This window comes from Bacillus sp. AFS017336 (assembly GCF_002555445.1).
In the GTDB taxonomy this organism is placed as follows: domain Bacteria; phylum Bacillota; class Bacilli; order Bacillales; family Bacillaceae_G; genus Gottfriedia.
The window spans coordinates 1-12,143 of sequence record NZ_NUCO01000019.1 but is presented as its reverse complement, the minus strand read 5'-3'; the positions used below and the strand labels follow the sequence as shown (position 1 = coordinate 12,143).

The window sequence follows — 12,143 nt, the reverse complement described above, 5'->3', positions numbered from 1 at the left end:
ATTAAGCAAATACACTCTCTAATGTTTCGTCAGATTGCTCGCTCCAATATTTCAACCATTTTTTTGCGCCTTCAAGGTCGTGAAGTTTCGCTTGGCCGCATTGAAGTTCGTTCGCAGCTGGTACTTCTTCTACTTGTAATCCTAGTTCAGCTGTTTTACGTAATAATGTGATTACTTCTGAAATTGTTGGTGTACCAGCAATAATTAAGTAAAATCCAGTTTGGCATCCCATAGGAGATAAATCGATAATTTTAAAAGGGTCTCCAGCAGGTACTGCTTCTCGGACATTTAATGCTAATAAGTGCTCTAAAGTGTGGATTGTAGCAGGTTGCAGAGCTTGCTTATTCGGTTGGCAAAAACGAATATCATATTTTGTTACAACTCCGTCTGTTCCAACTGCATGTGTACCACAATGTCTAATATAAGGTGCTACTACTTTTGTGTGATCTAATTCAAAGCTTTCTACTGATGGCATAATCTATTTCCTCCTAAATTTCTTCTCTCTATTTTTTTGTAGCTTCAACGATCCATACAAAATCATTATATTGTTCGAATTTCACATCAAACCCATTTTTTTCAAAATGAGAACGAACAACTGGAATTAATGGATAGTATTCTCTTTTTAAATCGTCTCTTAAATTGATAAAATTTGCCTGTTCTGCTTTTGTAATTTCGTTTTTATATTCGTTTTCAGTTAAAAACATTGTATCTGCAAATACAATTTTCCCACCCGAATTCAATAATGAGCTATATATTTTAATAGCTTCATATTTTTCAAGATCAGTTAGATGATGAAATACATATGAACTAACAATTGTATCAATTTGTACTTGTGGTTTTGGAAAATCAATTAAATCTCCATCGTGAATTGTAATAGTTTCTCCTAATTTTTTTGAAGCGATAATTCTCATTTCAGGAGATGGTTCGATTGGAAATACAGTTTTTCCTGCATCAAAAAGTAATTTTGTTAAATTGCCTGTTCCTATTCCAAATTCAAGAATACTATTTCCACTTCTTTTAACAATTTCACCTAGTATTTCATCATAACGTCGAAATGCTTCTTTATATTCTGGGTCATGGCCTTGAACAAAAGAATCGTAACTATCTGCCCAACCAGTAAAAACATCTAAAAACTCTCTACCCATTTATCTCACCTTTGATGTTTGAAATATTAATGCTTGTTCTAGGTCTTCAATTAAATCTTCAATATCTTCTAAACCGATTGATAATCGAATTAATTCATCAGAAATTCCTGAAGCAATTCGTTTTTCCCTTGGAATCGATGCATGCGTCATTTTTGAAGGAATTCCTACAAGACTCTCAACTGCTCCTAAACTTTCTGCTAAAGTGAACCACTTTAACTTGCCTACAAATTCTTCTGGATCTAGACCTTCTTTTAATTCAAAAGATAACATGCCACCAAAACCACTGCTTTGTTGTTTTGCTAATTCATGATTTGGGTGAGTCGATAATCCAGGATAGAAAACTTTATTTACATTTGGATGATTCGTTAAGAAATTGACAATTACTTCAGTATTTCTTTCATGCTCTTCCATTCTGATTCCAAGTGTTTTAATACCACGTTGTAGGATCCAACTATCGTTTGGACCTAAAACTCCACCAATTGAATTTTGGTAAAATGCTAATTCTTCTGCAAGGTCTTCTCTATTCGTTACAGCAAGACCCGCTACTACGTCACTATGTCCTCCAAGGTACTTAGTACCACTATGAACAACAATATCAGCACCTAATGTAAGTGGTTGTTGCCAGTATGGAGTAGCAAACGTATTATCTACAATCGTTATCAATTCATATTCATTCGCAAGTTTAGCAATTGCTTTAATATCAGTAATTTTTAATAATGGATTACTAGGTGACTCAATAAAAATCGCTTTTGTATTTGGTGATATAACATTTTCAACTAAAGCGATATTACTTGTATCAACAAATGTAGCTGTTACGCCTAAATTTGATAATACTCTAGTCAGTAAACGGTAAGTACCACCATATACATCATCGCCAACTACTATATGATCACCCGTTTTGAATAGACTAAAAACAGTATGAATTGCCGCCATACCTGAGGCGAAAGCAAATCCTGCAACTCCGTGCTCGATGTCTTTCATTAACTCTTCAAGAGCATGTCGTGTCGGATTGCCTGTTCTGGAATATTCAAAGCCTCTATGCTTGCCAACAGCATCTTGTTTATACGTACTAGTTTGATAAATTGGAACACTAACTGCACCAGTTGTTTCATCTCTACTAATTCCCCCGTGTATTAACGCCGTCTTTTTCTTCATTATTTATCCCTCGCTATATATGTTTTTACTTAAGTATCTTTCACTACTATCTGGGAAAATCGTTACGATTGTACTCCCTGGTTTTGCTTTTTGGGCTTCCTTTAAACTTGCGTATAACGCAGCTCCTGAGGAACTTCCTACTAAAAGTCCTTCATTTATTGCTAGTTCTTTGACTAATCGAAATGCATCCGCATCAAGAACTGTATAAATTTCATCAAAAAGGTTCGTATCTACAAACCCAGGAATGAACTCCATTCCAATTCCTTCAGTGTCATGTGATCCTGGTTCCCCACCGTTTAAAATGGATCCTTCTGGTTCAACAATGACTGTTTTTACACTTTGTAATTTAACTTTTAAATACATCGCTGTTCCAGTAAATGTTCCTCCACTTCCAGCACCTGCAACAAATACATCTATTTTTCCATCAAGCTGGTCAAAAAGCTCTGGACCTAATGTTTTGTAATACGTTCTTGGATTCGCTTCATTACTAAATTGTGAAGGTACAAATGAATTCGGTATTTCTTTTGATAGTTCATTTGCTTTTTTTATAGCACCTGTCATTCCATCTTCTGTAGGTGTGTTTACAATTTTAGCTCCAAGCGCTCTCATTAAAGTTTGTTTTTCTAAACTGAATTTTTCAGGAACGACGAATACAGCATTTACTCCATATTTTATAGCTGCTAATGCTAAACCAATTCCTGTATTACCAGCGGTAGGTTCAATTACTGTACCACCTTTTTCTAATTTACCTTCATTAAATGCACTTTCTAATAATTCCATTCCAAGCCGATCTTTTACACTTCCACCTGGATTACAGAATTCTAACTTTGCAAATAGTTTTGTTCCTTTTGGTAAGGGGAATGTTGTAATTTCAAGCAATGGTGTTGATCCAATCAGCTCGTGTACTGACTTTACAACTTTCATAGTTTCAAACTCCTTTATGTTACAAAAAAGGTTAGTTTCTTCCAATCCATTATATGCAACATGGGTAAAATTGAACGTTGTCTTAATACCAACTATTCTTATTGGTATTATAAGATATTAATACGGAATGCGCAATAAAAAAGTACTTTTATCCCGTTTTATAGGAATTAAAAGTACTTTTTATAGTGATTAAACTGATTCAAGTTGCCTGTTTGTTGCATTAAGAAAAAAACATTGTGACAAAAATGATTGAAAAAATAATACTAATTGCATCTGCAATTAAGCCTACTTTTAAAGCATCTCCCATTTTACGAATGCCCACTGCTCCAAAATAGACTGTTAAAACATATAAAGTCGTATCCGTACTTCCTTGCATAGTCGATGCTAACCTTCCAATAAAAGAATCCGGCCCATAGCTTTTAATTAAATCTGAAGTAATACCTAACGCAGCAGAACCTGATATTGGGCGGATAACGGCAAGCGGAAAAACTTCTGCAGGAATACCTAACGAACTTAATAATGGGCGTAAAAGTTCTACACAAAACTCTAACGCACCAGACGCTCTAAAGATCGAAATAGATACGAGCATTCCGACTAAAAACGGAATGAGTTGAACTGCAATCGTTACTCCTTCTTTTCCGCCTTCTACAAAAGATTCATAAGTAGGTACTTTTTTCCATGTTCCATGTATTAAGATTATTGCGATAATAAATGGAATGATATAAAGAGATACCGCATTCATATATCCCATTTATTTTCTCCCCCTTCGATTTCTCCTACTTGCAAAATAGCTATTTACAGCAAGTCCCCCAATAAAAGAAACAACTTGCGCCAGTATTGTAACACCCACTATTTCAGTCGGATTTGAAGAATGATACGCCATTCTAACTCCGATCACTGTTGTAGGAATTAATGTAATAGCACTCGTATTTAAAGTTAAAAAAGTAATCATCTCATCACTTGCTTCGTTGCTATTTCTATTTAATATTTTTAGTTGTTCCATTGCTTTTATTCCTAGAGGTGTTGCAGCATTCCCTAAGCCAAATAAATTAGCGACCATATTGGACATAATATAACCAAGAGCTGGGTGATTTTTAGGAATTCTCGGAAATAGGAAAGATAAAAAGGGTTGAAATATTTTCGAAAAGATTTTTAATAATCCAGATTCTTCTGCTATGCGCATTAAGCCTAACCAGAAAACAAGAACACTAACTAGTCCAATAATGATGGTGATTGCTTGCTTTCCTCCATCGAATACCGCTTTATTTACTTCGTCCATTGTGCCATTGACAATAGCAAAAATAAAACCAATTATTGTAAGAGCAACCCAAATGATATTAACCATCTGAGTGCTCTCCCATTAAGCTTAATAGAACATCTTTTCCATTTTGGATAATTTCTTTTGTAAATACTTTTACTTTACTATTACTATAAAAAATATTTCGAACCCCGATTTGTTCCCCTTCTAATTCAATAATTGCTTTCCCAACAATTGCACCGTTTGCGATTTTCTTTTTAGTAGGTTTTTGCATTTCGATTGTTATTCTCACCTGATCTCTCTCTTTCTTTTCTAACGGATAAGAGAAATCATTCTTTAAATAAACATGCCCTTTATATTTTTTATTTGTTACTTCCTTTATTCCGCCTTTACTTAATACTTTTGTTAAAGGATATTGACTAAATCCATATTCAAATAATGACATATGATCTTGCCAATCTTGCCCATCATTGAGTGTAACTACGATTAGATCCATACCGTTTTTAGAAGCAGTTGATACAAGTGTTCTTCTTGCTTTTTTAGTAAATCCTGTTTTACCTCCAGTACTATACTTATACATAAAAGTCAGTAATTTATTTTTGTTTTTCCATACATAGTCCCAAGATTCTGCTGTATTTGGCGCACGATGTACTTTCGTCCCAGCAATTTTTGCATATTTAGGATTTTGCATAGCGTATCTAGTTAATAACGCCATATCAAACGCAGATGAGTAATGCTCTTTTCCTTGCTGATCGAGACCCGACGGATTACTAAAATATGTATTACTCATTCCGATTTCTTTTGCTTTTTCGTTCATCATATAAATAAAACCTTCTATGCTTCCTCCAACAGCTTCTGCAATCGCATTAGCAGCATCATTCCCTGACCTAAGCATTAAGCCATACACTAAATCCTCTAGCTTAATTTTTTGTCCAGGTTTTAAATAAATTGACGACCCTTCAGTTTGCACTGCTCTTGAACTAATTGTTACAGTATTTTGCATTTTGCCAGACTCAACAGCTAAAAGCGCAGTCATAATTTTTGTAATACTGGCTATTCTTTCAGAGTCATGCATTTTTTTACCATACAAGATTCGTCCAGTTTTTTGGTCCATCAAAACGGCATTTCTAGCACTAACTCCTCCAAATGCTTTAACATTATTCGTCGGAATTAGAATTCCGATTAAAAATAAGCCAATGATTCCTAATACTAGCCATTTTTTCATCTTTCGCATCAACTCCACAGTTAGTCCTAATTAGTACAAGTTTACGAATTAAACTATAAAAAAATGACTTTTTTTAAGAAAAAAAGTGCTTAAATCCGTTAAGGTATTATCCTTTAGCGAATTTAAGCACTTCATAATGTATGGCATTTAGTAAAATGGTTGCCATTTTAATTGACTAGCATAATCATATCGATAATTGACATCTGGCCAATTAACAATGTTCCAAAAATTTGTAATGTATGCGTCCTTATCAAATTTATATTGTAAATAGTATGCGTGTTCCCAAACATCTAAAACTAGTAAAGGAATTGTATCCCACTGAGTAAATAGTTGATGCTTTTCAGTTTGAAGAATTTCTAAACGATTAGCTCTTGGTGCCCAAACTAAAATTGCCCAACCAACTCCTTCTACTTTTTTAGCAGCTTGTGTAAAATGCTCTTTAAAGTCATCATAACTTCCAAAATCATCTTCAATTTGCTTTAATAGCGCTCCGTGAGGTTGCCCTCCACCTGATTTACTTAAATTATTCCAAAAGATCGTATGCAAATAATGTCCAGACCCATGAAATGCAAGCTCTCTTTCCCAATGCTTAATTAAATCATATTGCTTATTTTTCCGGGACTTTTCTAACTCAATCTCGGCTTTATTTAAACCATCTACATAACTTTTATGGTGCTTATCATGATGTAGCATCATAATTTCTTTTGATATATACGGCTCTAGCGCATTATAAGGATAAGGTAATGGTGGAAGCTCGTGCTTACCAATGCCAACTTTTTCTTCAACGTCCATTACACGATAAGCGTAGCTATCGTCATACTCTTCTTCATTTAATATCGATATTAACCGTTCTTGTATATCGTCAACATCCATACTAATTTCATCTAAAAAAGTATTTTGATCTACATAATGATTCGTTGTTCCCATTCTGTTTAACAATAGTTTAATTTTATATTCTAATAATTCCTTTTCTTGAATATGGTCAAATCTTTCAGCCAGTAACTGTAATACATTTGCACACCAGATTTCGACTTCCCGAAAGTAAGTGACGAGTTCAGATTGATTTAACATCATACACCTCCAACAGAGAAAATAAATTTCTCTTCTACTCTCCATTGTATGACATTAAAATTATAGCTATTACCTGTATTCATGCGATTAACTTAGGTGAATCACATTTATTAGATGATTAATTTGCTTTTTCCAATGCCGTATGATTTTCTGAATAAAACTCCATTTTTAATGAAATCACTTTTTCCAATTCATATACAATCATCATTAAACTGGCTCTTGTTTCAAACTCATCTCTAGATTCTGGTAAAGGCATCTTTCTGAAATCATTCATCATATGATTGAATTCACCTAATAATTCAATTCCTGTCGATTTTTCTTTTAAATAAACACCCGTGTCTTCAAAAAATTCAGCAACAATTTTTGAATGAGGATAATTTAGCTCAACTTTTTTTAATAAAGGAATAATTTGGTTGGCTATTATTTCAAATTGGCGCTCCCTCATCTCAAAATAATTAATATAGTATAAATTCGTTTTTATAAAGCTATTTTCAACTTGTCTATACGCCAATGTTTTAGCAGTATGTAATAGTGCTTTAGTTTCATTTATTAAATCATTTTGTAAATCTTCATCCTTACCTTTCATTTTTAAAGCGATCCCAAGAAGTAACATCTTAAAGTTTTGTTCGATTTTCTTTTGAGATTCAATCATTTTCTTCTCAATACTTGGCATATATGTATTCATAATTAATGCAATCGAGATCCCTACTGCCAATATTTCTACTTGATTTAATAAAAATGAAATTGATTTATCATTTCCTACATAGATTTGTAAAACGATTACTGAGCTTGGAATGATACCTTCTTGTAGTTTTAATGTGACTAATAAAGGAATTGTTAACAGAAAATAAATGACTACTGTCAATGGTGTATAACTCAAAAACTCAAACATCATCCACCCAATTAACATTGCAATAACTGAAGCAACAAACCGTTGGATCGCAACAATAAAAGATCTGCGTTTTGTATTTTGAATACTTAATAAAGTAACTACAGCCGCTGTACTATAATTTTGCAGATGGAGTGTTTCGGCAACCAAGAGGGATATTCCACTACCTATTGCTGTTTTGATTGTCCTTTGTCCTATTGAATACATTTGTTTCATTTCTAATCCTCTTCTCTTACAAAAGAAATTTCAATTGTATTGTAACTTATCCCGTATATAAATTTCTAGAAATATCCAATTTTTTTATTGTTTTAACCCAAAATGAAAAGACTAGAAATTTTTTCTAGTCTTTTGTCTTAAACATACTATTTACATTTAACTATATTCTAATTACTGCTTGTATTGTTGCATTTGTTTTGTTGAGTAATCCGTTTCATAATACTCAAGTTCTTCACGCATCTGTTGAAAAACCTTTTCTAATGACGAAAATAAATCTTGAACAGTACTTGGTACAGCTTTATAAAAAGTAATCGCTTGATTACCTGTGTAAGCTGCACGGCTATTTTCATACCACGCATCATTTTTAGGAGAGAAAAATTCTGCAATGCATCTGTGATAAATTTTATGTAATGTGTTTTCTGCAGTTGCTTTATGAAACTGTCCACTTAATATTTTCTCACACACTTCCTGTGCGTCCTCACAATAAACTGTAATTCTACGCAGTGACGACAGGATTTTCTCTAAGTAGTTACTATCCACTTTTGAATCTTCATGTTGAAATGACGGTAAAGAATTCTTATTTAAAAACAAATTACATTCTAGACCAACAATACCTAATTGATTTCCTACAATTTTTAATTGATGCTCTACCATCTTATTCGACATTTTATTCCCTCCGTTAAATTAGATCGATATTTCAATTTTATTTGAATTTTGTTTCATACTTTTCGCATAACCTACTACTTTATCAAAATCAACACCTTGTAACTCTTTTGAGAATTGATCTAATTCATTAATATATATTCGCTTTCTTCCTCGATAGTCAGGATTTTTAATAATTAATGCAAGTGCAACTATATCGCAAAAATCAACCGAAAGATTTTCATTTTCAAATAATCTAGTTGTTTCCAACGCACTAAATTCTGACAGTTTTTCTTCGAAGAATCTTACATATAAAACAGAAGTTACAATTTTTTGACCATTATATTCATATTCAACTTCAGAGCGATTAAAAAAATCTTCTGAAGTATTTGGCTGAGCCTTTACTAATTCATACCCATGACAATTATAAATTAACAATTCTTTCACCCTCCAAGATTTCCATACTATTAGTTTAACATAGGATAAGGTAATAATTGCAGAATTTTTTAACTAATCTTCCTTTTCAAATTTACTAAAAAACAAGTCTGCTTCTGCTTCTACCTCTTCCATTTTTAAATCTTGTGGTAAAGGTGGTAATTCTTTTATATTTTTTAAACCAAAATAATCTAGAAACTCGGAAGTTGTTCCGTATAAAATTGCACGCCCTGTACCTTCAGCTCGTCCAACTTCTTTTATTAAATATTTTGAGACAAGAGTTTGGATTGGTTTTTCAGTCTTAACTCCACGTATATCTTCAATTTCTGTTCTCGTGATTGGCTGCTGGTATGCAACGATCGCTAAAGTTTCTAATGCTGCTTGTGATAACGAAGAATTCGATGGACTTTCAACTAATTTTTTGAAAAACTCACCATGCTCTCTTTTTGAAGTAAGTTTATATCGATTTGCTAAAATTCTAATCTGTAAACCTCTATTAGGTTGTTCGTATTCTTTTCTTAGGGTTTCAACTAGTTCTAAGACATCTGATTGATTTAGTTCTAGTGTCTCTGATAGCTCCACGATTGATATCCCTTCATCGCCAGCTACAAATAATAAACCTTCTAAAACACCTAATAAATTATTTTCCTGCTCCATTACAAGTACACCTCAGCTTGTTTTTCTTCAAAAACCTCCCGTGATGTTAGAAAAATTTCTGAAAAATTTTGTTCCTGTTCTACGACAATTTCTTTTGTTTTCATTAACTCCAAAATCGCTAAAAATGTTACTACGATACTTTCTTTCTCATTATATGGGAAAAGACTAATGAAATTAGTTCGCTTTTTTTTACCTTTTAAGAAGGTAATTATTTCATCCATTCTTTTTTCAATCGATATTTCTTCACGTACGATTTTAGTTTGTAGTGGCTCTTGTAACTTTTTACGTTTAAAAAGCTTTTGGAGAGCACCAAACATATCATAAATCGTTACATCCGTCGGCATCACAATATCTTCTGGTCTAGGTCCGTATTCTGATAAGTCAACCGGATTTCGGGTAAAAATCATCGCACGTTCTGATTCTTTTTCCTGAAATACAATCGCCGCTTCTTTAAATTGCTTATATATAATTAATCGATTCATTAACTCGTCTCTAGGGTCTTCTTCAAGTACCGCATCCCAATCAGCTTGTTCTTCATGATTAGGTAAAATACTCTTACTTTTCATTGCAAGTAATTCAGCAGCCATCACTAAATACTCACTTGCAATGTCCAATTCTAATTCTTTCATTGTATGAATATATGAAACATATTGATCTGTTATTTCAGATACAGGTATATCATAAATATCAATTTCAAATCGTTGAATTAAATGAAGTAATAAATCTAATGGCCCTTCAAATGCATCAATTTTAACTTCATATTGCTTCACAAACTACTCACCAACTTACATTCATAATAAAAATATATTCTTTAACAGTATAAAGTATTATTTCATAAAACTATATAGCAGAAAAGGATTTTTCGTTAATGAAGTTCCATAGTTCCACATTTTTTAGATTTCTGCCTATACCAATTTCTAATAAATTTCATAATATATCAGTGCAAGAGAATTATTTTTTTGGTAAGGAGGTTATTTCATGAGTAAAGGTGCTGTTTCTCCAGAGTTCGGCGGTTTCGGCCACGGCAGAAGCTTTGCTTTAATCGTAGTATTATTTATTTTATTAATCATTGTTGGATGTGCTTTCGTCTGCTAATTTAACCCCGTGAATAAACAAAACGTGAAAGCCTAGACATAAGCTCTAGGTTTTCTTCTTTTTAAATAAATCCATTTCTGTTAAAATTTGAGTAATAAAGAGGTGAAAAACTTGGTCCATTACAATAAAAATGAACGATACATAAAATACTTATGTCATTTCCATTTTGATCATGATTTTTTTGAATGTCATGAAATCCTTGAAGAACAGTGGAAGCTTGAGCTAAATGAAGATTATAAAAAAGTATGGTTAGGTTTAATTAGATTATCCGTTGTATTATATCATTATAGAAGAAGAAACTTTACTGGTGCAAAAAAATTAATGCGTCATGTTATTGCATTTTCTAATGATGAAAATTTATTAGCAATGGCCGGACTTGACTCTATTCACTTTAATAAAATCATTTCAGAATTACAGTTAGCTATTCAAAATGAAACAGATTACAAACATTTTGATCTTCCGCTAAATGACCGTGAATTAATCAGACGTTATCAAAATCAAAAAGAACATTACTCAACATTTACTGAAGAATTAATAAATAAACATTCAACTCGTGATCGATCAGATGTTATTACTGAAAGATTAAAACAGTTGGAATTAAGAAGAAATATTTAAAAAGGTACTCTTAAAAAAGAGCACTTTTTTTGCTGTTTAAAAAAGAAACTGTCAATTAATCAACAATTTTCCCATTTAAGGAAGCTGAATGTGGTTGATTTCCACTACAGGATTCTCGCTTTCCATGGGGCGAGACCTAAGCCTCCTCGGCTTTGCCTGTGGGGTCTCAGCCTTCCCGCATTTCCCATAGGAGTCGAGCCTCCTTTCGTTCCAATCAACTTCTTCAAAATAAAAAAGCATGCAATAAAGCACCTTATTAATCCCCTTTACTTTGAGAAAAATAGATATTAAATACTCGGTTATTTTGCTAATATCGATTAATCGTCTATTTATAAACTTAATATTGAAATTGCATTTCAATATTTTATATTCCCATAATGAGCAATTACTAAAGTTTGTTGGTATTTCACAAACAAATTATCTATTAAAACAAATAAATAACATCATCAAATGATTACAAATTTCCATCAAATAGATCGCTTAGTAACATTTTAACTATTGCCTATTTTATATTTCAACACTCTGACCACTATAAAATTGTGGTTTTTTCTTTTGTTCAAAAATCAACATTTAAACTTAACAGACCCTAAATACTTTGGAGTATATCGATAAAATTTTATTCAGATAGATGGACTTAATTCTAGTAAATTTGATTCATAGATTTAACCTGAATACCTATGTTCTATTATTTTATTTGTAAATATATTAACAAATTAATGATAAAATCCAATCCTATTAATTATTTCGAAATAATATAAAGTGTACGTCAAAATATTTTTGGAGGTGTATCTATTTGCCAATACCACCAGGCCCACC

The 12,143-nt window shown here is 32.4% G+C and carries 15 protein-coding genes; 2 read left to right on the top strand and 13 right to left on the bottom strand.

Annotated elements, in window-relative coordinates:
• Position 1: 1 nt before the first annotated feature.
• The 13 genes from CN601_RS09495 to CN601_RS09435 all read right to left on the bottom strand — a co-directional run bounded on the left by CN601_RS09495 (position 2) and on the right by CN601_RS09435 (position 10,387).
• The gene (locus tag CN601_RS09495) at positions 2-475 is read right to left on the bottom strand and encodes an S-ribosylhomocysteine lyase (RefSeq protein WP_098121002.1); all 474 of its coding nucleotides are present in this window, start codon (positions 473-475) and stop codon (positions 2-4) included.
• A gap of 28 nt (positions 476-503) precedes the next feature.
• A complete protein-coding gene (locus CN601_RS09490) occupies positions 504-1,145 on the bottom strand; it encodes a class I SAM-dependent DNA methyltransferase (protein WP_098121001.1) in 642 nt (213 codons plus the stop codon).
• Positions 1,146-2,300, bottom strand: coding sequence for a bifunctional cystathionine gamma-lyase/homocysteine desulfhydrase (locus tag CN601_RS09485; RefSeq protein ID WP_098121000.1), 1,155 nt, complete (start codon positions 2,298-2,300; stop codon positions 1,146-1,148).
• A 3-nt stretch (positions 2,301-2,303) separates the two neighbouring features.
• Entirely contained in the window at positions 2,304-3,224 is a 921-nt protein-coding gene (locus CN601_RS09480; protein WP_098170904.1) for a PLP-dependent cysteine synthase family protein, read from the bottom strand.
• Positions 3,225-3,444: 220 nt separating this feature from the next.
• Positions 3,445-3,975: a spore maturation protein gene (locus CN601_RS09475; protein ID WP_098120998.1), complete on the bottom strand. Its 531-nt coding sequence runs from the start codon at positions 3,973-3,975 to the stop codon at positions 3,445-3,447.
• Positions 3,976-4,569: a nucleoside recognition domain-containing protein gene (locus CN601_RS09470; RefSeq protein ID WP_098170903.1), complete on the bottom strand. Its 594-nt coding sequence runs from the start codon at positions 4,567-4,569 to the stop codon at positions 3,976-3,978.
• The gene (locus CN601_RS09465) at positions 4,562-5,707 is read right to left on the bottom strand and encodes a D-alanyl-D-alanine carboxypeptidase family protein (RefSeq protein ID WP_373604966.1); all 1,146 of its coding nucleotides are present in this window, start codon (positions 5,705-5,707) and stop codon (positions 4,562-4,564) included. Before CN601_RS09465 ends, CN601_RS09470 begins: the two co-directional genes overlap by 8 nt.
• Positions 5,708-5,854: 147 nt before the next feature.
• A complete protein-coding gene (locus tag CN601_RS09460; RefSeq protein ID WP_098170902.1) occupies positions 5,855-6,778 on the bottom strand; it encodes a superoxide dismutase in 924 nt (307 codons plus the stop codon).
• 118 nt (positions 6,779-6,896) lie between these two features.
• Complete coding sequence (locus CN601_RS09455; RefSeq protein WP_098120994.1) at positions 6,897-7,883, bottom strand: aromatic acid exporter family protein; 987 nt, start codon at positions 7,881-7,883, stop codon at positions 6,897-6,899.
• 171 nt (positions 7,884-8,054) lie between these two features.
• Positions 8,055-8,549, bottom strand: coding sequence for a DUF3907 family protein (locus CN601_RS09450; protein WP_098120993.1), 495 nt, complete (start codon positions 8,547-8,549; stop codon positions 8,055-8,057).
• Between the two features lie 18 nt (positions 8,550-8,567).
• The gene (locus CN601_RS09445) at positions 8,568-8,963 is read right to left on the bottom strand and encodes a hypothetical protein (RefSeq protein ID WP_098120992.1); all 396 of its coding nucleotides are present in this window, start codon (positions 8,961-8,963) and stop codon (positions 8,568-8,570) included.
• Positions 8,964-9,035: 72 nt separating this feature from the next.
• Positions 9,036-9,617: an SMC-Scp complex subunit ScpB gene (gene scpB, locus CN601_RS09440; RefSeq protein WP_098120991.1), complete on the bottom strand. Its 582-nt coding sequence runs from the start codon at positions 9,615-9,617 to the stop codon at positions 9,036-9,038.
• Positions 9,617-10,387 (bottom strand): segregation/condensation protein A, encoded by a 771-nt coding sequence (locus CN601_RS09435; RefSeq protein WP_098170901.1) that lies wholly within the window; start codon positions 10,385-10,387, stop codon positions 9,617-9,619. Before CN601_RS09435 ends, scpB begins: the two co-directional genes overlap by 1 nt.
• Before the next feature lie 208 nt (positions 10,388-10,595).
• Here CN601_RS09435 and CN601_RS09430 point away from each other — a divergent pair, with 208 nt between their 5' ends.
• Both CN601_RS09430 and CN601_RS09425 read left to right on the top strand, forming a co-directional pair.
• On the top strand, positions 10,596-10,712 hold the full coding sequence (locus CN601_RS09430; RefSeq protein ID WP_098120989.1) for a YjcZ family sporulation protein: 117 nt from the start codon (positions 10,596-10,598) through the stop codon (positions 10,710-10,712).
• A gap of 111 nt (positions 10,713-10,823) precedes the next feature.
• A complete protein-coding gene (locus CN601_RS09425) occupies positions 10,824-11,327 on the top strand; it encodes a DUF309 domain-containing protein (protein WP_179865505.1) in 504 nt (167 codons plus the stop codon).
• Positions 11,328-12,143 lie beyond the last annotated feature (816 nt).